At 56.7% G+C, this 25048-nt stretch carries 21 protein-coding genes and 1 pseudogene; 9 read left to right on the top strand and 13 right to left on the bottom strand.

What is annotated here, in order from left to right:
• Positions 1-41: 41 nt before the first annotated feature.
• From NUW46_RS10675 to gloB, 6 genes and pseudogenes are all read right to left on the bottom strand, one after another.
• Positions 42-1646, bottom strand: a complete 1605-nt coding sequence (locus NUW46_RS10675) for an ABC transporter ATP-binding protein (protein WP_136629571.1) — start codon at positions 1644-1646, stop codon at positions 42-44.
• Position 1647: 1 nt separating this feature from the next.
• Positions 1648-2676, bottom strand: a complete 1029-nt coding sequence (locus NUW46_RS10670; protein WP_209397238.1) for an ABC transporter permease — start codon at positions 2674-2676, stop codon at positions 1648-1650.
• On the bottom strand, positions 2673-3758 hold the full coding sequence (locus tag NUW46_RS10665; RefSeq protein ID WP_418140061.1) for a microcin C ABC transporter permease YejB: 1086 nt from the start codon (positions 3756-3758) through the stop codon (positions 2673-2675). Before NUW46_RS10665 ends, NUW46_RS10670 begins: the two co-directional genes overlap by 4 nt.
• Positions 3759-3773: 15 nt before the next feature.
• A pseudogene (locus tag NUW46_RS10660) lies at positions 3774-5598 on the bottom strand (extracellular solute-binding protein).
• A 12-nt stretch (positions 5599-5610) separates the two neighbouring features.
• The gene (locus NUW46_RS10655) at positions 5611-7317 is read right to left on the bottom strand and encodes a LysM peptidoglycan-binding domain-containing protein (RefSeq protein ID WP_418140060.1); all 1707 of its coding nucleotides are present in this window, start codon (positions 7315-7317) and stop codon (positions 5611-5613) included.
• A gap of 168 nt (positions 7318-7485) precedes the next feature.
• Positions 7486-8280 carry a hydroxyacylglutathione hydrolase gene (gloB, locus tag NUW46_RS10650; RefSeq protein WP_305966916.1) on the bottom strand — a complete coding sequence of 265 codons (795 nt, stop codon included), beginning with the start codon at positions 8278-8280 and terminating at the stop codon, positions 7486-7488.
• Positions 8281-8376: 96 nt separating this feature from the next.
• Here gloB and NUW46_RS10645 point away from each other — a divergent pair, with 96 nt between their 5' ends.
• The 5 genes from NUW46_RS10645 (at position 8377) to NUW46_RS10625 (ending at position 12954) form a co-directional block, all read left to right on the top strand.
• A complete protein-coding gene (locus tag NUW46_RS10645) occupies positions 8377-9171 on the top strand; it encodes a methyltransferase domain-containing protein (protein ID WP_418140059.1) in 795 nt (264 codons plus the stop codon).
• 28 nt (positions 9172-9199) lie between these two features.
• Positions 9200-9643, top strand: a complete 444-nt coding sequence (gene rnhA, locus NUW46_RS10640) for a ribonuclease HI (protein WP_069183562.1) — start codon at positions 9200-9202, stop codon at positions 9641-9643.
• A 23-nt stretch (positions 9644-9666) separates the two neighbouring features.
• Positions 9667-10377: a DNA polymerase III subunit epsilon gene (dnaQ, locus tag NUW46_RS10635; RefSeq protein WP_136629574.1), complete on the top strand. Its 711-nt coding sequence runs from the start codon at positions 9667-9669 to the stop codon at positions 10375-10377.
• A gap of 218 nt (positions 10378-10595) precedes the next feature.
• The gene (locus tag NUW46_RS10630) at positions 10596-12302 is read left to right on the top strand and encodes a chemotaxis protein (protein ID WP_412535788.1); all 1707 of its coding nucleotides are present in this window, start codon (positions 10596-10598) and stop codon (positions 12300-12302) included.
• A 4-nt stretch (positions 12303-12306) separates the two neighbouring features.
• Complete coding sequence (locus tag NUW46_RS10625) at positions 12307-12954, top strand: multidrug transporter (protein ID WP_209397246.1); 648 nt, start codon at positions 12307-12309, stop codon at positions 12952-12954.
• Between the two features lie 65 nt (positions 12955-13019).
• Here NUW46_RS10625 and NUW46_RS10620 read toward each other — a convergent pair whose 3' ends face one another.
• Entirely contained in the window at positions 13020-13334 is a 315-nt protein-coding gene (locus NUW46_RS10620; protein WP_136629577.1) for an SCP2 sterol-binding domain-containing protein, read from the bottom strand.
• A gap of 231 nt (positions 13335-13565) precedes the next feature.
• On the opposite strand from NUW46_RS10620, the gene sohB reads away from it, so the two are divergent.
• Both sohB and NUW46_RS10610 read left to right on the top strand, forming a co-directional pair.
• Positions 13566-14627, top strand: a complete 1062-nt coding sequence (sohB, locus tag NUW46_RS10615) for a protease SohB (protein ID WP_349343126.1) — start codon at positions 13566-13568, stop codon at positions 14625-14627.
• A 23-nt stretch (positions 14628-14650) separates the two neighbouring features.
• The gene (locus NUW46_RS10610; RefSeq protein WP_418140057.1) at positions 14651-15649 is read left to right on the top strand and encodes a YhdH/YhfP family quinone oxidoreductase; all 999 of its coding nucleotides are present in this window, start codon (positions 14651-14653) and stop codon (positions 15647-15649) included.
• 50 nt (positions 15650-15699) lie between these two features.
• Here NUW46_RS10610 and NUW46_RS10605 read toward each other — a convergent pair whose 3' ends face one another.
• The 4 genes from NUW46_RS10605 to metH form a co-directional block, all read right to left on the bottom strand.
• Positions 15700-16206 (bottom strand): DUF934 domain-containing protein, encoded by a 507-nt coding sequence (locus NUW46_RS10605; RefSeq protein WP_418140056.1) that lies wholly within the window; start codon positions 16204-16206, stop codon positions 15700-15702.
• Complete coding sequence (locus NUW46_RS10600) at positions 16199-17851, bottom strand: nitrite/sulfite reductase (RefSeq protein WP_418140055.1); 1653 nt, start codon at positions 17849-17851, stop codon at positions 16199-16201. Before NUW46_RS10600 ends, NUW46_RS10605 begins: the two co-directional genes overlap by 8 nt.
• A 361-nt stretch (positions 17852-18212) precedes the next feature.
• A complete protein-coding gene (locus NUW46_RS10595) occupies positions 18213-18449 on the bottom strand; it encodes a DUF2970 domain-containing protein (protein ID WP_069183571.1) in 237 nt (78 codons plus the stop codon).
• A gap of 33 nt (positions 18450-18482) precedes the next feature.
• Complete coding sequence (metH, locus tag NUW46_RS10590; RefSeq protein ID WP_418140054.1) at positions 18483-22181, bottom strand: methionine synthase; 3699 nt, start codon at positions 22179-22181, stop codon at positions 18483-18485.
• 232 nt (positions 22182-22413) lie between these two features.
• On the opposite strand from metH, the gene nfuA reads away from it, so the two are divergent.
• Both nfuA and NUW46_RS10580 read left to right on the top strand, forming a co-directional pair.
• A complete protein-coding gene (nfuA, locus tag NUW46_RS10585; protein ID WP_069183573.1) occupies positions 22414-23001 on the top strand; it encodes a Fe-S biogenesis protein NfuA in 588 nt (195 codons plus the stop codon).
• Between the two features lie 226 nt (positions 23002-23227).
• Positions 23228-24421: a DUF445 domain-containing protein gene (locus tag NUW46_RS10580; RefSeq protein WP_418140053.1), complete on the top strand. Its 1194-nt coding sequence runs from the start codon at positions 23228-23230 to the stop codon at positions 24419-24421.
• Positions 24422-24435: 14 nt separating this feature from the next.
• Here NUW46_RS10580 and NUW46_RS10575 read toward each other — a convergent pair whose 3' ends face one another.
• Together NUW46_RS10575 and tusB are read right to left on the bottom strand one after the other, a co-directional pair.
• Positions 24436-24762, bottom strand: coding sequence for a TusE/DsrC/DsvC family sulfur relay protein (locus NUW46_RS10575; RefSeq protein WP_069183574.1), 327 nt, complete (start codon positions 24760-24762; stop codon positions 24436-24438).
• 3 nt (positions 24763-24765) lie between these two features.
• Positions 24766-25047, bottom strand: coding sequence for a sulfurtransferase complex subunit TusB (gene tusB / locus NUW46_RS10570; protein WP_418140052.1), 282 nt, complete (start codon positions 25045-25047; stop codon positions 24766-24768).
• Position 25048: the final 1 nt, after the last annotated feature.

Raw genomic sequence — 25048 nt, 5'->3', positions numbered from 1 at the left:
TTTGGGTGCATTATCCCTGAGTGCTCTGGCCGGGGTAACGCTCAAATAGTCGTAGTTGTGTTCTGGTAAAAGAACGCGGCACTCAGCAACTCACGGGTATAGTCCGCGCGAGGTGAATGGAAGATCTCATCCGCATTACCGTATTCCACGATCCGGCCGTGTTGTAGAACCAGGAGTTTGTGGCTCAGGGCGCGTACAACGGCCAGGTCATGGCTGATAAAGATATAGCTTAGACCATAACGGGTCTGGATATCCCTCAACAGTTCAATGACCTGCTTCTGCACCGTGCGGTCCAGGGCAGAGGTGGGTTCATCCAGAATGATCAGGTCGGGCTGCAGTACCAGTGCCCGCGCAATGGCAATGCGCTGCCGCTGGCCGCCGGAGAATTCATGTGGGTACCGGTGACGCGCCTCGGGATCCAGGCCGACATCGGTCAGCGCACGTATAACTTTCCTATCGTGTTCGGCGGCGTTTTCCGCATCGTGAATTTCCAGCCCCTCACGGACGATTTCTGCGATGGACATTCTCGGGCTCAGGCTACCGAACGGGTCCTGGAAGACGATCTGGACACGCCGCCGCCAGGGCCGGAATTCCTTCTGGTTGAGAAATGCCAGTTCTTCGCCGGCAAGGCGGATACTTCCAGTGCTTGCGGTAAGCTTCAGCAAGGCATGGCCTATGGTGGTTTTGCCGCTGCCGCTCTCCCCGACAATACCAAGGGTTTCTCCTCGACCGAGCTGGAAATCCGCACCTTGTACGGCGTGAAAGGATTCCTTTACCTTGCCCAGAAGGCTTTTGCGGATCGGGAAGCGCACGTCCAGGTTTTCGACGGCCAGCAACGGCTCTGCGTGGTTTCCAGGGGGCAGGGGCGCTTCCGGAGGTTCGGCATCCAGCAGCTTTCGGGTGTAGGCATGCTGTGGGCTGGCGAAAAGGGTGTTGGTATCAGCTTCTTCCACGAGTTTTCCGCGCTCCATAACCGCCACCCGGTCTGCGTAGCGTCGTACGATGGTCAGATCGTGGGTGATCAGCAGGATGGCCATTCCCAGTTTCTTCTGCAGATCTCGGAGCAGTTCCAGAACCTGCTTCTGGACTGTCACATCCAGCGCGGTGGTGGGCTCATCCGCGATCAGTAGGTCCGGCTCGTTGGCCAGGGCCATGGCGATCATCACACGCTGCTTCTGTCCGCCCGACAACTGATGAGGGTAAGCACACAGCTTGGACTCCGGATTCTGTATCCCCACAAGGTTCAGCAGTTCCAGGCATCGCTGCCTGGCCTGGGGCCCACGCATCCCCTTGTGCAGCTCTAGGGTTTCGCCAATCTGCTTTTCCACGGTGTGCAACGGATTCAGGGATGTCATCGGTTCCTGGAAGATCATGCCGATCTCCCGGCCACGAATCTGGCGCATTCGCTTTTCTGTAGCAGCCAGCAGGTCCTCGCCCCGGTACCGGATTTGCCCGCTGGGGTAGCTGGCGTGGCGTGCATCAAGAAGCCGAAGGATCGAAAGCGCGGAAATGGATTTTCCGGAGCCGCTTTCGCCTACTAGCGCCAGGGTTTCTCCTTCCCGAATAGCCAGCGATAGCGATTCGACCGCTGCGGGCCCCTGATCGAAACAGATGGAGAGATCTGAGATCTGAAGCAGTTGGTTCATATCAGCTCTTCCTGGGATCAAAGGCATCGCGCACGGCTTCGCCAACAAACACCAGCAAGGTGAGCATCAGCGACAACGAGACAAAAGCAGAAATGCCCAGCCAGGGGGCATGCAGATTGGCCTTGCCCTGGGCGATCAGTTCACCCAGCGAGGGCGAACCAGAGGGCAGGCCGAAGCCAAGGAAATCCAGGGAGGTCAGCCCAGTAATCGCGCCGGTGAGAATGAACGGGAGGAAGGTGAGGGTGGCCACCATGGCGTTTGGCAGGATATGCCGGAACATGATTTTGCGGTTGTCCAGCCCAAGCGCTCGGGCGGCTTTGACGTACTCGAAGTTGCGGGCCCGGAGGAATTCCGCCCGGACCACGTCCACCAGCCCCATCCAGCTGAACAGCAGCATGATGCCCAGCAGCCACCAGAAGTTTGGCTGCACAATACTGGACAGAATGATCAGCAGATACAGAACCGGCAACCCAGACCAGATCTCGATAAACCGCTGTCCCAGCAGATCGATCTTTCCGCCGTAAAAGCCCTGGATAGCACCGACAACAACGCCAACAATGCAGCTGGCAATGGTCAGGGTAAGACCAAACAGAACCGAGATGCGGAAACCGTAGATCACCCGGGCGGCAACATCCCGGCCCTGGTCGTCGGTGCCGAGCCAGTTCTCGGCACTGGGTGGCGCCGGTGAGGGCACCTCAAGATCGTAATTGATGGTGTTGTAGCTGAACCGGATGGGTGGCCAGACCATCCAGCCATTGGCACTGATTTCGTCTGAGATAAAGGGGTCTCGATAATCCGCCTCCGTGGGCAGAAAACCGCCAAAGGTCTCTTCTGGTACCGACTGGATAACCGGAAAATACAGGTCACCCTTGTAGGAGACGATCAGCGGAGAATCGTTGGCAATCAGCTCGGCCGCCAGTGACAGGCCGAACAGAGCCAGAAAGATCCACAACGACCAGAAACCCCGCCGGTTTTTCCGGAAGTTACGCAGGCGTCTCTGCTGGATTGGAGTGAGGGAACGGAAACTCACGCGCCCTCCCGGCTTTCAAAATCGATCCGGGGGTCGACCAGGACATAGGTGATGTCGCTGATCAGCTTCAGGATGAGCCCCATCAGGGTAAAGATGTACAGGGTGCCGAAGATCACCGGGTAGTCACGATTCAGGGCGGCCTCAAAACCCAGCAATCCGAGCCCGTCGAGGGAGAAGATGACCTCGATAAGCAGTGAGCCAGTAAAGAAGAGCGCGACCAGAACACCCGGCAAACTGGCAATCACGATCAGCATGGCGTTGCGGAACACATGCCCGTAGAGCACTTCTTTCTGGTCCAGCCCTTTTGCGCGGGCGGTCACCACGTACTGTTTTCCGATTTCATCCAGGAACGAGTTCTTGGTGAGCAGGGTGAGGGTGGCAAAACCGCCAATCACGTTTGCAGTCACTGGCAACGCCAGGTGCCAGAAGTAATCCCCGACTTTCTGGTACCAGGTAAGCTCGTCGAAATTGGACGAAGTAAGGCCGCGAAGCGGGAACCAGTCAAAGTAACTGCCGCCGGCGAACAGCACGATGAGGAGTATGGCAAACAGGAAGCCGGGGATCGCATAGCCCACCACAATGGCCGAACTGGTCCAGACATCGAACCGGGAGCCGTCAGTGACCGCTTTGCGGATGCCCAGGGGAATGGATATGAAATAGATAATCAGCGTCGACCAGAGGCCCAGTGAGATGGATACGGGCATCTTGTCCAGAATCAGCTCAATGACGCTTTTCTCGCGAAAAAAGGAATCGCCGAAGTTGAAGGTGGCGTAATCGCCGAGCATCTTGAAGAAGCGTTCGTGGGCCGGCTTGTCGAAGCCATACATGACTTCGATTTCCTTCAGGAGTTCGTCCGGTATGCCCCGGGAACCACGGGTGTCGCCGGAAGAATCGGCCACCTCGCCACCGGTGCCGCCGCCAGAGGCCCGGGCAAGGGCGCTGCCTCCATGGCCTTCCATTTCCGCAATTAACTGCTCAACCGGTCCGCCCGGAGCGGCCTGCACGATAACAAAGTTGAGCAGCATGATCCCAATCAGCGTGGGAATGATCAGCGCCAGACGCCTGAGTATATAGATGCCCATTTAGCGGCGTTTTCCTCAGGGCTTCGCCCACCAGTTGTCCAGGTCGATGCCGTTCTTGGGCGTCTCGGCCGGACGTTGCAGATGGTCCCAGTAGGCGACGCGATCGCTTCTCAGGTGCCAGTGGGGAATCACGTAGTGGTGGTGCAGCAGAACCCGGTCCAGCGCACGAACCCGGTGCACCAGCTCCTCGCGGTCGGGCGCCTGAATCACCATGCTTACGAGCTCGTCGATCACCGGATCGCTCACGCCCATGTAGTTCCGTGAGCCTTTGGCGTCCACGGTAGAAGAATGCCAGTATTCCCGCTGCTCGTTACCCGGTGAATCCGACTGGCCGAACACCTGGGTGATCATGTCAAAATCGAATTCCCGCAAACGCTGGATATACTGGTTGCTGTCTACCAGGCGGACAGTGATATCAATGCCAAGCCGGCCGAGGTTGTTCTTGAAGGGTAACACCACCCGCTCGAAACTCTTCTGGAACAGCAGTATTTCGAACGCCAGTGGTTCGCCGGACTCTCCGTGTACCATTTTGCCGTCCCGGATCTCATAGCCCGCTGACTTCAGCAGCTCCATGGCTGTCCTGAGATTTTCTCGCAATCCCTGCTGACCCTCTGTTGTGGGCGGCTGATACTCTTCTGTGAAGACCTCTTCGGGGAGCTGATCCCGGTAGGGCTCCAGTATCTCAAGTTCCCGACCTTCTGGCAGCCCAGAGGAAGCCAGGTCGCTATTCTCGAAATAGCTGTCCGTGCGGGTGTACTGGTCAAAGAACAGGTTCTTGTTGGCCCACTGGAAATCAAAGCCATAGGCCAGGGCTTCTCGCACAAGTGGGTCGGAAAACACCTTACGGCGGGTATTGAAGGCGAAACCCTGCATACCCGAGGGGCGGTGGTGTTCAATAGCTTCCTTGATAATGGTGCCATTTTCAAACCGTTCACCAGTGTAGGCCGTTGCCCAGTTCTTGGCGGAAGACTCCAGACGGAAATCGAAACTGCCCGCTTTGAAGGCTTCAAGGGCTACGGTGTCATCGGTGTAGTAATCGTAGGTGATCTGGTCGAAGTTGAACCGGCCCTTCCGGACCCCGATGTCTTTGGCCCAGTAGTCCTTTATCCGCTCATAGGTTATGGACCGGCCTGCCTCGAAGTCGCCAATCCGGTAGGGGCCACTGCCCACCGGCGGATTGAGCCCGTTCTTGCCAAACTCACGATCGGCCCAGTAGTGCGCCGGCAAGATCGGCATCTGGCCCAGAATCAGTGGCAGCTCCCGGTTGCTGGTATCGCTGAAATCAAAACGTACCCGGCGAGGGCCCTCTACCGTCACCGAACTGACGTCGGCGTAGTAGTTTCGGAAGAAGGGGTGCCCCTTGGTTGTCAGGGTTTCGAACGAAAATTTCACATCTTCTGCGGTAATGGCTTCGCCATCCTGGAATTTCGCCTGTTCCCGGATATTGAAAACCACGTAGCTCCGGTCTTCAGGGGTTTCCAGGGATTCGGCAATCAGGCCGTAGGCAGAAAAGGGTTCATCATCCGAGGATTCCAGCAGGGTATCGTAGAGATAGGTGCTGATACCTGCTGCAGCCACGCCCCGGATATCGAACGGATTGAAGGAGTCGAAACCGTTGGCCACCACGGCCATCTTCAGCGTACCGCCTTTGGGGGGCGTCCGGATTCACGTAGTCAAAATGAGTGAAACCGGCGGGGTATTTGGTGTCGCCGTGCATGGCAATGCCATGTGCTGGCATTGCCTCTTGGGCGGCGGAAAATGGAGAAATGAACGGTGTGGCAATCAGAGCCAGGGCTGAAAAAAACGACGTAAGGGATGAGGCTTTCCGTGTTCTTGTCATAAGTCTCGCACGTCAGGGACTGTTTCGGATATCAACGTAGAGTACCAGACTTTGCCCGGGTTGCAGATAACGGGCCGTATTCAGGTCGTTCCAGCTTGCGATGTCCCGCACATTCACGGAAAAACGGCTGGCAATCCGGGCCAGAGAATCGCCTTTGCGTACCCGATAGCCGACTTTACGCACCATGGCTTTGCCGCGAGTACTATTGGTTGCCACCATCGTGGGCTGATTGGTTTTGGACCAGATGACCAGTTCCTTGCCCGGGATCAGCGGGTCACCGGGAGCCATACCATTCCAGGCAGCTACTTCACGCACAGAAACCCGGTGCTCCCGGGCAATGTCCCAGAAGGTATCGCCTTTGCGAACGGTGTAGCGCACCTTATTTCCGTCTCGCTTACGCTCCTGTTTGCGCTCGAGGCGCTGGGAGGCGCTCAGGGCGTAGGCGTCACTACCCTTGGACGCAGATGGGATCATAAGGCGCTGGCCAATGCGGATCAGATCGCCGTCCAGGTTGTTCACCTGCTGCAATACAGACGGCGTCGTCGAGAATTTGCGGGAAATTGAATTCAGGCTGTCGCCGGATTTGACCTTGTAGTTGCGCCAGGAGACCCGTTGATCTGCGGGAATCTGCGCCAATGCCGTGCGGAATTTCTCGGCGTTCTGAACCGGAACAAGCAGCCGGTGAGGGCCGTCCGGGGAGGTTGCCCAACGGTTGTAGGAGGGGTTGAGCAGGTAGATTTCATCCACATCGACACCGGCCAATTCAGCAGCCTGGGCGAGATCCAGCTGGGAGCCCGTTTCAACAATCTCGAAGTAGGGCTCGTCTTTCAGCGATGGCAGCTCTATGCCATAGGCCTCGGGATTGTCGAATATTTTCGCCAGCGCAATCAGCTTGGGAACGTAATGGCGGGTTTCCCGCGGCAGCTGCAATGACCAGAAGTCGGTCGGCTTGTTGCTGTTACGATTCCGGCGCATGGCGCTGGAAACCGTGCCACCGCCGCTGTTGTAGGCGGCCAGGGCCAGGGTATGGTCGCCGTCAAACCGGTTCGCCAGACGGTCAAGGTAGGTCAGGGCGGCGTCGGTGGCGGCAATAACGTCCCGACGCTCATCGTGCCACCAGCTCTGGGTAAGACCGAAGTACTTTCCTGTCGATGGAATAAACTGCCAGAGACCGGCGGCCCGGCCATGGGAATAGGCAAAGGGATCGAACGCGCTCTCAACAATGGGGAGCAGGGCATACTCGGCCGGCAGGCCGCGCTTTTCAGTCTCATTGACAATGTAGTGCAGGTAGCGGCTACCACGCTCCACCACCCGGTCGATGTAACCGGGATGGCGGGCATACCAGTTTAACTGGTCCCGGACGCGCTCATTGTCGATATCATGATCCAGTACGAATCCGGAGCGAAGCCTGGCCCACAGGTCCTGCTCGACCGCTTCTACTTCTATTTCTGTTGTTTTCTGTACCGGATTGTCGAGCTTCTCCCGGGCATCCCTGGCAGCGTCCTTGAGTTCGGGCGCAATGGCTTCGTCAAGGGGCTCGTTGCGAGTGACGTCGCCGTTCTCTCCGGTTTCAACGGCTTTCTTCAGCCCCTCGTCGCCAGCGGCAACGGCAACTTCCTGAGTGTTCAGGGGGCTTTCCTCGCCCTGATTGATCAGGCTACTGCAGCCGCTGGCCAAGGCTCCGGCGAAAAACATCAACGACAATCGACTGACCGACATAAAGACATCCGGTTTCAGGTTGAGGCCGGACTCAGCAACTGAAAACCCGGCGTATTGAATAATTTACGGTAACAAAGTTGAAACGATTCTATGGGACCTCTTTTTAAAGGGTCAAGAAACCTCTCGTTACGGCTCTGAGAGGATTTGTTAAGTGCGTAGCGCAGGCCGTCAGAAGTTATCCTTGCCGTGGCGTATGGCCGCAAAGATGGCGTTTTCGGAATCCGCCGGCAAACCGTGGCTCGCACAATAGGCTCGGGCCGAATCCACGACAGCCGGATCATCCCAGCGGAGAAATGGATTCAGCCGTTTCTCGTCATCCAGTACCGAGGGGACGGTGGGCCTTCCCTCATTACGAGCGGCCTGGCACTGCTGCTCGAAATCCCGAAGTCCCTCGTCTTCAGGGAGCCAGCTTCTGGCGAAACGGAGATTGGCTAGGGTGTATTCGTGGGCGCAATAAACCGCGGTTTTACCCGGCAGGGCTCTCAGGGTCTGGAGCGATTGGCGCATCTGTTCAGGAGAACCCTCGAACAGGCGACCGCAACCACAGACGAACAGGGTATCGCCGCAGAACAGAACCGGCCGGCCCTGAACCTCTACATCCGTGAAATAGGCTATGTGGTCCAGGGTATGACCGGGTACGCCCAGCACCTGGAAAGTGATGTCTCCCCAGATCACCTCGTCGCCCGGGTGAACCAGGTTGGTACTACCCTTATAAGGGGAATCCGCGGGGCCGGTGACACGGCAATCCGGAAAACGGGAAACCAGCTCTTTGACGCCGCCAACGTGGTCCGGGTGGTGATGGGTCACAAGGATGGTGTCCAGTGTCAGGTTGTTCTCGGCCAGGTGGTCCAGAACCGGTTGAGCCTGCCCCGGGTCCACAATCAACGCTTTATCGCTGTTGGTGTCCGAAAGGCACCAGATATAGTTGTCACTGAACGCGGGTATGGCAGAAATGGTCAACATAGGGCCCCACATGTGCTTATCGAATGTGACTGATATGATAGAGCATTAAATACAAGGCCCCAACCACAGGTTCCGGCTTCCGGGAGTGCCGCTTTGGTGAGTGAATCCGACGCAGTTGATTATTCCGCCAGACATGAAAGCTTTGAGCGCTGGTTCCAGACCCCGCTGGGGCGGGCACTTCTGGCAGACCAGAGGCGGTTTGTGGACGCCGAACTCCAGCGCCTCACTGGCGCCAGACAATTGCAGGTAAGCATCAGCCACCGCCTGCCACTGGCTACCGGAACGGATTTCTCCCAGAAGATCATGACAACGCCGCGATGGTATCCCCACATCCCCGAGGGAGTCGCCATTTGCGATGCTGACGAGTTGGCCTTTCCAGGTGACTCCATGGATCTGGTGGTGCTGCACCACGCTGCGGATTTTTCACCCTATCCGCATCAGGTGATTCGGGAGGCAGCGCGTGTGCTTCGCGGAGAAGGGACCATGGCTTTGTTTGGATTCAATCCGCTCAGCCTCTGGGGAGCACGGAAACTGATCACCAGGAGTAGCGAAGGCCCATGGGGCGGTCGTTTCCTGTTTCGCGGTCGGATGGAAGACTGGCTTCACCTGCTGGGCTTCAATGTCGAGGCGTCCGTCACGAGGTTCTTCCGAGCGCCTCTCCAACGCGCCGGACGAAAGCCACGGTCCCGTATCGATGATCGCCTGTCGGGAAATCGACTCCTGCCAGTGGGCGCCTATTACTGTATCCTTGCCAAAAAACGCGTGCATGCACGGCTGCCAAGACGCCCTGTCTGGCGACAAAGCAAGGTCATTGCCTTGCCGGGGACTGGCACCGTTGGCGCCTCCCGGGGCTGCAGCCGGAGCGGTTCGTCCCCAAGCAAGCGTAAGTGATCCATTGATTATCGAACCAGGAGACTGAATGGCCGGCAAGGTAACCCTTTACACTGATGGCGCCTGCAAGGGCAATCCGGGCCCGGGCGGCTGGGGAGTGGTTCTGCGCTATGGCGATAACCGCAAAACCCTGCACGGCGGCGAAGCCAGAACCACCAACAATCGTATGGAGCTCATGGCGGCCATTCGGGGCCTTGAGGCCCTGAAGCGCCCGTGTGAAGTGGAGTTATTCACAGACTCACAATACGTGCGCAAGGGTATTACTGAATGGATGGCGGGCTGGAAACGCAATGGCTGGAAAACCTCTGCGAAAAAACCCGTCAAGAACGAGGATCTCTGGCGGGAGCTGGATTCCGAAGTCGCCCGGCACAAGATTAACTGGCACTGGGTCAAGGGGCATTCCGGCGTGCCCGACAATGAGCTGGCGGATGAACTCGCCAATCGCGGTGTCGAAGAGCTTTCCAACGCATAACTGCAGATAACCAGGTACAGGCAATGAGACAGATCGTACTGGATACAGAGACCACGGGTATTGATCCCGCAGAAGGCCATCGAATCATCGAGATCGGCTGCGTTGAACTTATGGAGCGCCAGCTCACCGGTCGCAACTACCACGTTTATATCAATCCCGACCGAGAGGTTGAGGCCGAGGCCATCACGGTTCACGGCATTACCAATGAGTTCCTGGCCGATAAACCCCGATTTGCCGAGATTGCCGACGAATTCTTCGAGTTCATCAAGGGAGCGGAACTGGTTATCCATAACGCCGCCTTCGACGTTGGCTTCATGGATTCGGAATTCGCCCGGGTGAAACCGGTGCGTAAGACGGCTGATCACTGTTCGATTGTGGATTCTCTCGCTATCGCAAGGGCTCGCCACCCCGGGCAGAAGAACAATCTGGATGCGCTCTGTAAACGCTATGGCGTGGACAACAGTAACCGTGACCTTCACGGCGCTTTGCTGGATGCGGAAATCCTGGCCGACGTTTACCTGCTGCTCACCGGCGGCCAGACCGCGCTGTCACTGGATGCCGGCTCCGAAAGTGGTGGCGGCAACGGCGGAATCAGGCGGCTTCCGGCTGACAGAAAGCCGCTTTCCGTTGTTCGGGCCTCTAGTGCTGAAAATGAAGCCCATGACGAGTTCATGTCGCTGCTCGAGAAACAGGCCGGTGAAACCGTCTGGGGTAAACTCCAGAGCGCAGAATGAGAACTGGGTCGGCCTGTACTAAATGTTACATTCCGCCTTTCTTGAGGTACTTGAGTTTTATGTTATAAGTAATGATAAGTTCGCCAGTTTTTTGCGAACTGTCTTTGGCCGGATAAGGGGTTAACCGGCCCAGAACAAAAAGGCCTGGTCCGCTGCAGCCGGACCAGAGACCACCAAAGAGGATGCGGTAGTCTCCGCAATATTAACGGGAAGCGTTTATGGTTCAGTCGTCTCTCGCGACGAAATCGCAGTCGTTTGATCTGGTCAAAAGCGAAATCGAACAGACCATCAAGCAGGCAGAATCCAGCCTTGAACGCTTTCAGGAAAACCGCGAAAGGGGTGAGGATCTCCAGAACTGTGTTGATTTCATCAATCAGTTGCGGGGCATTTTTATCCTGGTGGAGCTTCGGGGCGGCACTTTGCTGTGCCAGGAAGCGGTCACCATGGCCAACGACGTACCCGTTGGTGCCAACGACGACAAAAACATCCTCCTGACCACACTCAACAGCGCGCTATTTATTCTCCGCCGCTATGTGGAGTATTACCACCAGCAAAGGGAAGATCATCCCGAACTGCTGCTTCCTGTTATCAATGATCTCCGGGAAGCCCGGCGGGAGAAACCCTACCCCGAATCCTGTTTTTTTGATGTCGATGTCAAGGAGCGCCCGGATTTCTGTGCCGGCATGACGCTGCAGGCCTTTGACGGCAATGAGGCCGATTACGAAATTATGGCTCGCCGCATGCGGCTGACTTTCCAGGTTGCACTTCTGGGCATTCTCCGAGATCGAAACGACGTGGTGAATAAAAAGCTGATCGGGCGAGCGTCTCGTGGTCTTGCACGCCTGTGCCAGGGTGCGCCCATGGGGCAGATGTGGTGTCTTGTCGGGATTGTTGCGGACACCATGCTTGATCGGGCGATGGTGTTCACCAAGGCCCGCAAGCGCATGTTCATGCGGATCGAAAAATACGCCCGGGAAGTGGTTTACGTGGGCAAAGTCGCCACCGGCAAAGACGCCCCGGATTCCCTGATCCGCGACCTGGTCTATCTGCTGTATCGCAGTGGCTCTGCCAACCCTGAAGTCACCCAGGTGCTGTCCGCCTATCATCTCGCGCCAGCCGATTTTCCCGACTCCATGCTCGAGGCCCATGCCCGCAGGTTATATGGCCCCGGCAGCGACGTTCTCAAGTCCCTGTCAGAAGCGCTGCAGGATGAATTGAACCAGTTGAAAGACAAGCTGGACATCATCGAGCGTGGCATAGAGCCGGATCTGGCCGAGTTGTCTTCGATTGCTGATGCCCTAGAGCGTCTGGCAAACACCCTGGTTATGCTCGACCTGAACAAGCTGGCCAGCGTTTCACGGGAAGAGGCGGGCAAACTCCGGAGCTGGGAAGAAGAGTCCCGGCTGCCTGGTGATGATGAGCTTTACCGGCTGGCGGATTCCGTTCTGGGCATTGAAGATGCCGTAATGCAGATTGTCACCCGTGGTATCACGTCGGAAACCGATGCCCTGGCCAGTGGCGGGCGCAAGCGTGAGGAGTCTGTCTACCTTCGGGAAGCGTTGTATGTGGTTGCCGATGAAGCCCGTGGTGCGCTGACTCTGGCCAAACGAGCGATTACTGCCTTTATCGAATCCGACTACGACAAACTCCATCTGGCGAATCTGCCGGCAACCCTGCACAGTATCTGGGGCGGCCTGCAGATGGTTAACGACCCCGGGGCGGCAGGCGTTCTTGAGCGTGTGGCAGCCTCTATCCAGGAGCGTTTGCTGGATGCCAAGGAAGCCCCCGCAGCTCAGGTGCTTGAAGCCCTTGCCGACGCGCTGACGTCACTCGAGTACTACATCGAGAACATCGGCAAGAGTGAGGACCGTAATGTTGACCTGTTGAAGTTGGCAGAATCGTCGCTGGACGATGTAGGTTTGTAGTTCCATGTCCCATACGCTCGCGACCATTGTCCTTGCCGCTGCAGGCGCGGTGATGGTTATCGCGGGCCTGCTGTTTTTCAGACACCCCGGATGGCTGTTGACCTGGCTGAAGGGTACGGTGGTATTCGGCGTTATCCTTGCCGGGCTTTACGTCCTTGTTATTGCGGTAAACCTCACCAGCTACCAATCGCTGGTCGGCATGCAGACCGTGGCAACCATTTCTACCCAACGACAGGCCGAGCAAATCTGGGAGGTTTCTCTCCAGGGCCAGAATGACATAGCCGCCATACGGACACTTCAGGGCGACCAGTGGCAGATCGATGCCAGGATTATTCGGTTTACCGGCCCGTTCCGATGGCTGGATATTGCTCCCGGCTATCGGCTGGAACGATTGAGCGGGCGTTACACGTCTCTTGAGCAGGAGCGGTCTGCGCCAAGAACAGCCGTAGGGCTTTCCGAGGACATCTGGCCGGATCTATGGCAGTGGGATCAGCAGTACAACTTGCCGTTTCTGGAGGCGGTGGACGGCAGCATGACTTTCATGCCAATGCGGGATGAGGCTGTTTTCGAGGTTAAACTTTCCGCCTCGGGACTGGTGGCCGTTCCGGTGAACGATCAGGCGAGGGCAGCCGTCCAGTTCTGGAACCAGTAGAATCCCGGGGTACAAAAAAACCTGCGTCGAAACGCAGGTTTTTTTACAACACTTGCCGGGGACAATCAGCCCATCTTGAACAGTTCGCCCAGCTTGGTTGCCAGCATCATGTCGCCTTCGGCGCGCAGCTGGCCTGCCATGAATGCCTGCATGCCGTCGGTCTCGCCGGAAACGATGCCGTGCAGGGTTTCGGAATTCATGATCAGGGTGACGGAAGGGTCGTCATGGGCGCCTTCGTGCATCTTGCAGGTGCCGTCATTGATGACCAGGTGATAGGTTTTGTCGTCTTCGATGTCGAACTGGAATACCAGGTCCAGGCCTTGAGCTGCGTCTGCGTTGAAATTCTGTTCGAGTTGTTCAAATACCTGAGCTACAGACATTGTTTTACCCTTTTGATGGTTGTCTAGTCATGATCACGACGGCTTGATGTCCCTGGCTGCACGAGCCTGATCGGTTGCCCGGGTAGAGCCGACCTCGCAATCCGACTTTATGGTTAGTGGTCCGGTCTGTCAAGATCGATCGAACGCTTGTTTTAATTTTTTTGCTCTCCTTATCACCATAAATTCGGTAAGTTACACTCTTGCCTTTGTACATTCAGTTGGAGAAGCACTTTGGAGTTCCTGACAGAATACGGTTTGTTTTTGGCCAAGATCGTTACCTTCGTGGTGGCGGCTCTGGTGGTGATCTCTGTCGTCATGTCCGCCGCCCAAAAGGATCGGGGTGATCATGAGGGCGAGGGAGAGCTCAAGATCCGGAAGCTCAATGAGAAATACGAGAAACTGCGTGAAACGATTCAATCCCGGCTGATGTCGGATCAACAACGCAAGCTCTTCCAGAAGGCCCGGAAGAAAGAACAGAAGGCCGAAAAAAAGGCGGCCAAGGCCAAGAAAGATAGCGACGAGCATGAGGACAGTCGCGGCCGAGTTTACGTTCTCGATTTCGATGGCGATATCAAGGCAAGCGACACCGATCCGCTTCGCCGCGCCATTACCGCCGTACTGAGCATCGCCGATCCGGAAAAGGACGAAGTTGTTATCCGCCTGGAAAGCGGTGGCGGACTGGTTCATTCGTATGGTCTGGCTGCCGCCCAGCTGGATCGTATTCGAAGCAAGGGTGTACGCCTCACCGCCTGCGTTGACAAGGTCGCGGCCAGCGGTGGCTACATGATGGCCTGTGTGGCCGACCGGATTGTGGCCTCCCCGTTTGCCATACTTGGCTCCATTGGCGTGGTTGCCCAGCTCCCGAACTTTCACCGTTTCCTGAAGAAAAACGATGTCGATTTTGAAGTGCTGACCGCCGGCGAGCACAAGCGCACCATGACGATCTTTGGTGAAAACACCGATAAAGGCCGTCAGAAATTTCTCGAAGACCTTGAAGACACCCACGGACTGTTCAAGGAGTATGTCAGTGAACGACGGCCGGACCTGGATATCGCTGCAGTTGCCAATGGCGATATCTGGTTTGGCAAGCGGGCCCTGGAGGTAAAGCTGATCGATGAGATCAAAACCTCCGACGAATATCTCATTGAAGCCTGCGACCGCGCAGACGTAGTCTCAGTGGCATACCAGCGCAAACGGAGCCTTCCGGAAAAGCTCGGATTGGCAACCAGTGCAGCGCTTGAACACACGGTCTGGAAAGTACTGGGCGCCTTCCGCAACCAGAAGTTCCAGTAGACCACTGAAAACGGGGAACAACGATGACAACCAATACCGAATTCAAAGCCTGGCGTGTCGAAGAGCAGAACGGAGAGTATGTCGGCGCCGAGAAAACCCTGAGCACCGGTGATCTTCCCGATGGCGAGGTCCTGATCCGGGTCAGCCACTCCTCGCTTAACTACAAGGATGCGCTGTCCGCGTCCGGCAACAAGGGGGTTACCCGTTCTTTCCCCCATACCCCGGGTATAGACGCCGCCGGTGAGGTTGTTGAGTCAGCTACGGGAACGCCGTCTACCGGCAGTCCCGTTATCGTAACGGGCTATGACCTGGGCATGAACACCGACGGTGGCTTTGGCGAATTCATCCGCGTTCCTGCCGCCTGGTGCGTCCCCATGCCTGCAGGTTGGAACGCCCGCACCGCTATGATCTATGGCACCGCCGGTCTCACCGCCGGCCTCTGTGTCCAGAAGCTTCTGACTATGGGTGCCAAACCGGAGCAGGGTAAGGTTGCTGTTTCAGGTGCCTCCGGTGCCGTCGGCACCGTTGCCGTTGAGCTGCTTGCCAAACTCGGGTTCGACGTTGTCGCCATCAGTGGTAAGGCCGAGCACGCGGATGATCTCAAGGCCCTGGGTGCCAGCGAAGTGGTGGGTCGTGAGACCCTGGCAGAAGAAAAGAAACCTCTCGTTAAACCCGCGTTTGCCAACGCGGTGGACACGGTGGGTGGCGGCCCGCTGGCCGAACTGCTCAAACAGATCCAGCCTGGCGGCTCCGTTTCCTGCTGTGGCCTGGTTGCTGGCCCGGGCCTTCAGACCACCGTGCTGCCGTTTATCCTGCGTGGCGTGAATCTGCTGGGTGTGGATTCGGTAGAGATTCCGCTGGCGGAGAAAGAAGCCGTTTGGAAGAAATTCGCAGGGGAGTGGGCGTGTCCTAAAACGGAAGCTTCAGCCAGAGATATTGGCCGGAAGGATCTGGATGGCGCATTGAAGGCGTTTCTAAAAGGTGAGTCGTCCGGGAAGATTGTTCTGGATCACGCCAAGTAATTGGGAGTGAAGAGAGGGGCGAACCCCTCTCTTCATTCTTCCGGTCTAAATCAGGAGGCCCGACGGCGGAAGAGAGGCATGTCGGTGTCGGTAGCGGCCTGATAACCCTGGCTGAAGAAGTTCAGGCACCGTGCGGCCTTGGTGATGTCCTTGTCAGCTCGAAGCACATAGGCGTCAAATCCGCAGCGCTTCATGAACTGCAGCTGATCCAGCAGCACGTCGCCAATGGCACGCAGCTCGTTCACGTAACCAAAGCGCTCCCGCAGCAACCGGCCAATGCTGTAACCCCGGCCATCACTGAACTTCGGGAAGTTCACGGCAATTACCGGCAGCTCATTGACGTGGCCATCCAGAATCTCCGGTTCGTCGTGGCTGTCAAACCACACGCCGATATCCTCTCTTCCGGTGAAGTGCTCGTAACCGGCCAGCCACAGATCCGCCGGGATCAATGCCGGCTGGTCAGCCGGAATGTCCAGTGATTCACCCTCAGCCGGGCGGGGGACCACAACCCAGTTGTCCTGACGGATGGTGCCGTCCGGAGAAATAACGTTAGGCATATACCCGCTCCTTGAAAGGATCAATTCCTACACGACGATAAGTATCCAGGAAGGTCTCTTCTTCCGTGCGCTTATCAACGTAGACATCAATGATTTTGGAAATCACCTTGGGCATCTCGTCCCGGGCGAAGGACGGCCCCAGGATCTTGCCAATCGAGGCGTCGTGGTGGGACGAACCGCCAAGGCTGATCTGGTAGAACTCTTCACCCTTCTTGTCGACGCCAAGAACACCGATATTGCCGACATGGTGGTGGCCGCAGGCATTCATGCAGCCGGAGATGTTCAGATCAATGTTGCCCAGGTCGTACAGGTAGTCCAGATCATCGAACTGCCGCTGGATGGCTTCGGCCACAGGGATGGACTTGGCATTAGCCAGCGCGCAGTAGTCGCCGCCGGGGCAGCAGATGACGTCCGTCAGGGTGTTCAGGTTCGCGGTGCCGAAACCCATCGGAGTAATGGCCTGCCACAACTCTAAAAGGCGATCCTGGCGCACATCTGCCAGCACCACATTCTGCTGGTGAGTTACCCGGACTTCGCCAAAACTGAATTCGTCCGCCAGATCGGCAATCTGCTCCAGTTGTTTGTCGCTGACATCTCCCGGAGGTGTACCGGTCTTTTTCATGGTCAGGGTGACAATGGCGTAGCCCGGCTTTTTGTGGGTGTCCACATTGTGGGTCAGCCACTGATCGAAGCCCCGATTCTCAAAGCGCTGGCTGGCCAGCAGGTCTGTGGCATTATCCAGCGCGGCGTAATCCGGCTCGGTAAAGTAAGCCTGAATGCGTTGAATCGCCTCCGGTATCAGCCGGGTAGGGGAATCCTTGATGTGCTGCCACTCGGCTTCCACCTTCTCGGCGAAGCCTTCGGGAGTGAGCGCCTTCACGAGAATCTTGATCCGGGCCTTGAACTTGTTGTCCCGCCGGCCATACCGGTTGTAGACGCGCAGCACGGCTTCCAGGTAGGTCAGCAAGTCCAGTTCCGGAAGGAACTCACGGATAACCGGGCCAACCATGGGTGTCCGACCCAGGCCGCCACCAACATGAACACGGAAGCCGAGTTCGCCAGCCTCATTACGCACCATCTGCAAGCCGATATCGTGCACCTGAATGGCGGCGCGATCGGTATTCTCGGAGGCATTTACGGCAACCTTGAACTTTCGCGGCAGGAAGGCGAATTCCGGGTGAAAAGTGGACCACTGGCGAATGATTTCGCAATAGGGACGCGGATCCGCGATTTCATCGGACTGAACACCGGAGAACTGGTCTGTGGTGGTGTTACGAATGCAGTTGCCGCTGGTCTGGTTGGCATGCATTTCCACCTCGGCGAGTTCCGCAAGAATATCCGGAACGTCTTCCAGCGCCGGCCAGTTAAGCTGAACGTTCTGGCGGGTGGTGAAGTGCGCATAGCCTTTATCGTAGTCCCGGGTAATCCGGGCAAGTCTACGAAGCTGGTCAGAACGCATCATGCCGTAGGGAACACAGATCCTGAGCATGGGGGCAAGACGCTGAACGTACAGGCCGTTCTGCAGGCGAAGGGGAAGAAACTCGTCTTCTGCCAACTCACCGGCCAGAGCCCTTTCGGTCTGGTCACGGAACTGGGCAACCCTCTCGGCAGCCATTTGCCGATCGTGTTCATCGTATACGTACATAGTAGGAAGATCCTGCTTGAAAGCGACATATCGAGGCCGACGGCCTTATATCTGGGGGGAAGGATAACAGCGGGTTTTTATTCTTAAAATGATTATTTCAAAATATGTTTATCGATTCAGGCGATAAGCAAGCGGAACAATGGACTGGACGAATATCAATTAACTGCTTAACTTAATAAAGTCAGCCGGGCCGATGTGCCGGGCTGTGGGAAAACAAGAAAAACACGAGACCCAACTCGGAAAGAGGAACAGACATGAAAAAGACCGTACGCTCAGATAGTCAGGCCGATGCCGTTGCCGCCGTTCTGCTGGTGGTGCTTGCCGTTGCGTTCGCCGTCGTCTGGGTGGCTGGCCAGTAATCTTACTGGCTCGCCAGGACCAGATTCACGATAACGATCAGGCCAACCACAAAGCTGGCTGTGAACAGAATGCCGGCGATGATATAGGGCCAGGGGCTATGGCTTGAGAAGTCCTCTTCCCGGCGCTTGTCGGACTGTACCCCGAAAGCGCCGGCCAGAATGCTTTGCATGACTTTCAAAACGCCGGGCCCGCGCTGCTTCTCTTGATCCTTTCTTTCTGCCTTTGAAGACTCCGTCATACATCCGCCCCTGGTCTGTGCGTTGGCCGAAGTTTATTCTGCCGGATCGTACGCCAGGCTTGGCGCTAGCCAGCGCTCTGCTTCGGCCTTGGAAATGCCTTTGCGTTCAGCATAGTCCTCAACCTGGTCAACGCCAATTTTGCCTACTGCAAAGTACTTGGATTCCGGATGTGCAAAGTACCAGCCGGATACGGCCGCAGTCGGGAACATGGCGAAATGCTCAGTCAGTTCAATACCTGCCGTGTCACTGGCTTCAAGCAGGTTGAACAGGGTTGCCTTTTCGGTGTGGTCCGGGCACGCCGGATAGCCCGGTGCAGGCCGTATCCCGCGGTACCTTTCCTTGATCAGGTCTTCATTGGCCAGCTTTTCATCGGCCGCGTAGCCCCAGAACTCCTGTCGGACCCGTTCGTGCATGCGTTCCGCGAACGCTTCCGCCAGTCGGTCGGCCAACGCCTTCACCATAATGGCGTTGTAATCATCGTTGGCGTCTTTGAATTCCAGTGAGAACTCTTCCGCGCCAATGCCTGTGGTCACCGCGAAACCGCCGACGTAGTCCAAAGTACCGGAGCCCTCAGGCGCTACGAAATCAGACAGTGCCATCATGGGTTTGCCGGGTGCCTTTTCATCCTGCTGACGGAGGTGGTGCAGGGTGGTCAGCTCCTCGCTGCACGACTCGTCTGTGTACAGCACGATATCGTCTCCCCGACGGTTGGCTGGCCAGAAACCAATAACGCCACGGGCCTGGACCCGTTTTTCGTCAATCATCCGGTGAAGAATCTTCTGAGCATCGTCGAACAGATGACGAGCCGCCTCGCCGCGTTTCGGATCATCAAAGATGGCCGGGTACTTGCCGGAAATGTCCCAGGACAGGAAGAACGGTGTCCAGTCGATGTAATCCACCAGCTCAGTGAGGTCATATTCCTCGAATACCCGGATACCGGTGAATGCCGGCTTGGGAGGCTGGTAGCCTTCGAAGGAGATTTCCGGGGCGCGGTCGCGGGCTTCTTTCAAAGACACCAGCTTGGTCCGGTCGCCGCGGTTTTTCCGGCGTTCACGAATCTCGTCGTATTCGGTGCGGGCCGCTTCGACAAATTCCGGCTTCGCAGTCTTGCTGAGAAGCTGGGATGCCACGTTCACGCAGCGGGATGCATCCGACACGTACAGGGCAATGTCATTTTTGTACTGGGGCTCGATTTTCACCGCTGTGTGAGCCTTCGATGTTGTCGCACCGCCGATCATCAATGGGATATTGAAATCCAGCCGTTGCAACTCACGGGCCACGTGGACCATCTCGTCCAGGGATGGCGTGATCAGGCCGCTCAGGCCAATAAGGTCGACATCATGCTCTTTGGCGGCGGCAAGGATTTTGTCGCAGGGCACCATCACGCCAAGGTCAATCACCTCGTAGTTGTTGCACTGGAGCACAACGCCCACGATGTTCTTGCCAATGTCATGGACATCGCCTTTGACCGTGGCCATGAGGATCTTGCCCTTGGCTTTCTGGTCTTCGGTTTTTTCTGCCTCAATGTAGGGAATCAGGTGCGCGACGGCCTGCTTCATCACCCGGGCGCTCTTGACCACCTGGGGCAGGAACATCTTGCCGTCGCCGAAGAGATCACCGACCACGTTCATGCCGTCCATCAGCGGCCCTTCGATTACCTCGATGGGGTGGCTGGCGTTTAAGCGACAGGCTTCGGTGTCTTCAACGATATAGGTTGTGATTCCTTTCACCAGGGCGTGTTCGAGGCGCTTTTCGACAGGCCATTCACGCCAGGCGAGGTCTTCTTCCTGGGTTTTGCCGCCTTTACCTTTGAAGCGTTCGGCAATCTCGAGCAGGCGGTCGGTGGCATCATCGCGCCGGTTCAGGACAACGTCTTCCACCAGCTCCTTGAGCTCCGGATCAATTTCATCGTAGATCACCAGCTGGCCGGGGTTCACGATACCCATGTTCATGCCGGCCTTGATGGCGTGATACAGGAACACCGAGTGGATGGCTTCCCGGACCACGTCATTGCCCCGGAACGAGAAAGAAACGTTGCTCACGCCGCCGGAAATCGAAGCGTGGGGCAGGTTTTCCCGGATCCAGCGGGTGGCGTTGATGAAGTCCACCGCGTAGTTGTTGTGCTCTTCGATGCCGGTGGCAATGGCGAAGATGTTGGGGTCGAAGATGATATCCGCCGGGTTGAAGCCAATACCGGTCAGTACATCATAAGAGCGTTTGCAGATTTCTGTCTTGCGCTCGTAGGTGTCGGCCTGGCCCTGTTCGTCAAAGGCCATCACCACCACAGCGGCTCCATAGCGCATGCAGTCCCTGGCCCGTTTTACGAACTCCTCTTCGCCTTCCTTGAGACTGATGGAATTCACTACGGCTTTGCCCTGGATGCAGCGCAGGCCTGCTTCGATCACATCCCACTTCGAGGAGTCGATCATGATCGGTACCCGCGAGATATCGGGCTCGGAGGCAACCAGGTTCAGGAAGGTAACCATCACCTCCTTGGACTCCAGCATGCCCTCATCCATATTGATATCGATGATCTGTGCACCGTTCTCAACCTGGTCCCGGGCAACGCTGAGAGCTTCTTCGTACTGTTCTTCCTTGATCAGACGCAGGAAACGCTTGGACCCGGTGACGTTGGTTCGCTCCCCCACGTTAATGAACAGAACATTGTCGTCCCCGGTAAACGGCTCGAGGCCAGACAGGCGTAACGCCTTCGGGCGTTCGGGAATCTTCCGGGGTGGGTATTTGGCCACCGCCTGGGCAATCGCTTCAATGTGGTCCGGTCGCGAACCGCAGCAGCCGCCGATGATGTTCAGGAAGCCATCACGGGCAAAGCCTTCGATAATCTCGGCCATTTCCTCGGGGGTCTGGTCGTATTTGCCAAACTCGTTGGGAAGACCGGCGTTCGGGTGCGCGCTGACGTAGGTTTCAGCCTTGTCAGATAGCTCCTCCACGTACGGACGTAAAGCGTCTGCACCCAGCGCACAGTTAAGGCCTACTGAAATAGGTTTGGCGTGTGCTACCGAGTTCCAGAAGGCTTCGGTGGTCTGGCCGGAAAGGGTCCGACCGGAGGCATCGGTGATGGTGCCGGAAATCATGATCGGCAGGGTGATGCCACTGTCCTCAAAGTATTGCTGCGTGGCGTAGATCGCCGCCTTGGCGTTCAGGGTGTCGAATATGGTTTCGATCAGGATGAGGTCGCAACCACCCTCGGCCAGTCCTTCGACAGCTTCATAATAGTTGTCGACCAGGGTCTGAAAATCGACGTTCCGGTAGCCCGGGTTGTTCACGTCCGGTGAAATGGACGCGGTGCGCGATGTGGGCCCGACGGCGCCAGCCACAAAACGGGGCTTGTCCGGATTTTTGGCGGTGTATTCGTCTGCAATCTCACGGGCCAGCCTGGCAGCGGCCACGTTCAGTTCCTTGGCAATTGCCTCCAGTCCGTAATCTGCCTGGGACAGTTGGGTGGAGTTAAAGGTGTTGGTTTCGATAATATCTGCGCCGGCATCCAGGTAATCCGCATGAATATTGCGGAGCAGGGCAGGCTGGGTCAGGTTCAGAAGATCATTGTTACCCTGGACTTCCCGATCATAGTCGGCAAACCGATCACCACGGAACGCCTTCTCGTCCAGCTTGAGATTCTGGATCATGGTGCCCATGCCGCCATCAAGGATCACAATGCGTTCCTGCAGGGCCTTATGGAGCTGGTCGAGACGGGTGGTGCGATCGGTCATAGAAGTACTTCCGGATGTCGTTAATAACGCAGTATTAATGTCAATGGCGCGGGATCATAGCAAAAATGCCTGAGCCCGTCTTAGTACGAATGACGATTATCAACTGCCTTCTGCAAATACCTGCCAATACGGGAAATTGATTACCTTCGTAAAGCCCGACTATTTTACTTGGTCTTTCATGTTCCCGCGAACTCCCTTAAAATGAACTCAAACTTTCAAACGGGTTGAAAACATGGCTCAGGTTACTGTGACAGATCCCGCACGGGACTATCTTGCACAACTTATCGAAAAACAGGATGTGGAAGGCATGGGTGTGCGTATATTCGTTACCCAGCCCGGCACCAAGAACGCCGAGACCTGTCTGGCCTACTGCCCACCCAACGAAGTTGTACCGACGGACGAGCAGGTGGATCTGGACAAGTTCATCCTTTATCTGGACCACAATTCCGTTCCGTTCCTTGAAGAAGCGTACGTGGATTACTCCAAAGACCAGATGGGTGGCCAGCTCACCATCAAGGCACCGAACGCAAAGGTGCCGAAGATTGATGACGATGCGCCGCTTCCGGACCGGGTGAATTACATTCTGGCTTCCGAAATCAATCCCAACCTGGCAGCCCATGGCGGCGAGGTGTCTCTGGTAGAGATCGTTGACGAATCAGTGGCGGTGTTGCGTTTTGGTGGCGGCTGCCAGGGTTGCTCTGCAGTTAGTCTGACCCTTAAACAGGGCGTAGAGACCACTCTTCGGGAGCGTGTTCCGGAAATCACTGCCGTAAGGGATGTGACCGACCACTCTTACACTGAAAACGCCTACTACCAGTAAGCGCCAAGGTCTTTTCTTTCCTGTGGACCGCGCCCTCCGGGCGCGGCGCCCACTCAAGACTGCCGCAGTACCCTCATCCCCCTGGCTACACGGCCAATGTTGTGACATTTCAATTACTTCATCATTCGTCACATACACGGAAACATCAGGCATGTACCATCCTGGCTGCCTGTTAACAGCATTATCACCGGCTTGAACGGATTACACTCTTACACCGGGGTCAAACTTGTACGACGTTGCGCTTCTGTCTGTGCCACTCATGGCGGCCGTTGTTGGTTGGCTGACCAACTGGCTTGCCATCCAGATGTCCTTTTACCCGGTTCAATTCATCGGCGTGGGCCTGGTGGGCTGGCAGGGGGTTATTCCCCGCAAGGCGGAAAAGATGGCGCACATCTGCATCGACAGGACCCTCCAGCAGTTCGGCGACCTCAACGCCGTCTATCAGAAGCTCGAACCCCAGCGCATCGTTGAGCAGGTAATTTCGCAAGTCACCCCGCGAATGGACGAGTACATCGATGAGGTCATGTACGAAATCCAACCTGTTCTCTGGGACAATCTGCCTTTGTTTGTCAGAAACCGGATTTACCAGTGGGCGCGGGAGCAGTTGCCGTCCCGGGTAAAGGATCTGGTTGAGGACTTCGGCGACGATCTGGATGAGTTGGTGGACTTAAAGGCTCTCCTCAGCCGAGAGTTGGAAAAGCATCCGGATATGATGAACCGGATCTTCCAGCAAGCCGGGGCGGTGGAGCTCCAGTCCGTGATCAACCGTGGAGCGATTATCGGCGGCGTCCTTGGGGCAGTCCTGGTGCCTTTGTGGACCCGTTATCCAGAGCCCTGGCTGTTGCCCCTCGGGGGCTTTGTGATCGGATTCGTAACCAACTGGATTGCGATCAACCTGATCTTCTCCCCGCTCAGGCCGCGCCGGTTTCTGTTCTGGAAAATCCAGGGACTGTTTCTGCGCAGGCAACCAGAGATCAGCGATGTCTGGGCAAAGTTGGTGGCCGAAGAACTGATCACGGTTGAGAAAGTTGCCGATGCCATGATCAATGGCAGTCAGGGCGACAGGACCCGGGCGATTATCCAGAAACATCTTCGCCCCCTGCTGGACAATTCCGTCATCATGAAACTGACAGCGCAGGTGACCATGGGCATGACGGGTTACACCGAACTGCAACGGGTGATGAACCAGAAGGCGGTTCTGGCCACCGGAGATGTCTTTAGCGACCCCGCGTTTAACCGGGAGAGGGCGCCGGTGGTGGCGGAAGTGTTGTCGGGGCAGATGAAGGCACTGAAACCGGATGAATTCCAGGACATTCTTCGCCCGGCGTTCAGGGAAGAGGAACTCCAACTGATGCTCGTGGGCGGTATTTTCGGTGCCCTGGCAGGGCTGCTTCAGTTCCTATCCTTTGTCGGTATGTGAGCTGCTGCGCGGCGCTACAGGCAATTGGTGGGGCGGGGAAGCCCGGCTATCCGGCAGGCGGTCTTGGCTGGGGTTCCGGGAAACAGTTGCATCAGATAAATGCTGTTGCCCCTGTCCTCGCCCAAGGCCTCTTTGACCGCTTTCACGAACAGGCGGTTCGAGGGTGGCGATATTTCATGTTCCTTATAAAAAGACCGCAAAAACTCTATGATTTCCCAATGTTTTTCGGTCAACTCCATTCCGTCCTCAGCGGCTATGGTAGCCGCGACATCTTCCGTCCAGTCTCGGGCGTCTTCAAGAAAACCTTCGTTATTTCGTTCCGGCATTGTGGTATTGGTCATGGCTTACCAACTGATTACCCGTTGTGCTTGAACTGACAGCGAAACCATCTTCGCGTAATCCACAGCGCTGACGTTACCTGCCAGATTGGCCAGTCCCCGGGCATCGAGGTCCTGCGTGAGTGCACATACCCTGCTGATCCCAGGCAGATTATCCGTTGCAAGAAGTAGAACGCCCCCGCCGATCAGCAAGAGGCAATCCTCCTCAGCGACCATCTCAAGGCAGCGGGTTGCACGCGGGTGGTCCGGAGACTTGTTCAGAATGTGCAATGTCTGGATGGCAGTCATG

It is taken from the genome of Marinobacter sp. MA (assembly GCF_048298425.1).
GTDB lineage: Bacteria > Pseudomonadota > Gammaproteobacteria > Pseudomonadales > Oleiphilaceae > Marinobacter > Marinobacter salsuginis.
Note: the sequence above shows the minus strand (reverse complement) of the source record. Positions and strands in the feature narration are given on the sequence as shown.

Coding starts and splice junctions, on each gene's coding strand:
- NUW46_RS10675 (WP_136629571.1), bottom strand. CDS start 1,646: ATGAACCAACTGCTTCAGATCTCAGATCTCTCCATCTGTTTCGATCAG.
- NUW46_RS10665 (WP_418140061.1), bottom strand. CDS start 3,758: ATGGGCATCTATATACTCAGGCGTCTGGCGCTGATCATTCCCACGCTG.
- NUW46_RS10655 (WP_418140060.1), bottom strand. CDS start 7,317: ATGTCGGTCAGTCGATTGTCGTTGATGTTTTTCGCCGGAGCCTTGGCC.
- gloB (WP_305966916.1), bottom strand. CDS start 8,280: ATGTTGACCATTTCTGCCATACCCGCGTTCAGTGACAACTATATCTGG.
- rnhA (WP_069183562.1), top strand. CDS start 9,200: ATGGCCGGCAAGGTAACCCTTTACACTGATGGCGCCTGCAAGGGCAAT.
- dnaQ (WP_136629574.1), top strand. CDS start 9,667: ATGAGACAGATCGTACTGGATACAGAGACCACGGGTATTGATCCCGCA.
- NUW46_RS10630 (WP_412535788.1), top strand. CDS start 10,596: ATGGTTCAGTCGTCTCTCGCGACGAAATCGCAGTCGTTTGATCTGGTC.
- NUW46_RS10625 (WP_209397246.1), top strand. CDS start 12,307: ATGTCCCATACGCTCGCGACCATTGTCCTTGCCGCTGCAGGCGCGGTG.
- NUW46_RS10620 (WP_136629577.1), bottom strand. CDS start 13,334: ATGTCTGTAGCTCAGGTATTTGAACAACTCGAACAGAATTTCAACGCA.
- NUW46_RS10610 (WP_418140057.1), top strand. CDS start 14,651: ATGACAACCAATACCGAATTCAAAGCCTGGCGTGTCGAAGAGCAGAAC.
- NUW46_RS10605 (WP_418140056.1), bottom strand. CDS start 16,206: ATGCCTAACGTTATTTCTCCGGACGGCACCATCCGTCAGGACAACTGG.
- NUW46_RS10600 (WP_418140055.1), bottom strand. CDS start 17,851: ATGTACGTATACGATGAACACGATCGGCAAATGGCTGCCGAGAGGGTT.
- NUW46_RS10595 (WP_069183571.1), bottom strand. CDS start 18,449: ATGACGGAGTCTTCAAAGGCAGAAAGAAAGGATCAAGAGAAGCAGCGC.
- metH (WP_418140054.1), bottom strand. CDS start 22,181: ATGACCGATCGCACCACCCGTCTCGACCAGCTCCATAAGGCCCTGCAG.
- nfuA (WP_069183573.1), top strand. CDS start 22,414: ATGGCTCAGGTTACTGTGACAGATCCCGCACGGGACTATCTTGCACAA.
- NUW46_RS10575 (WP_069183574.1), bottom strand. CDS start 24,762: ATGACCAATACCACAATGCCGGAACGAAATAACGAAGGTTTTCTTGAA.
- tusB (WP_418140052.1), bottom strand. CDS start 25,047: ATGACTGCCATCCAGACATTGCACATTCTGAACAAGTCTCCGGACCAC.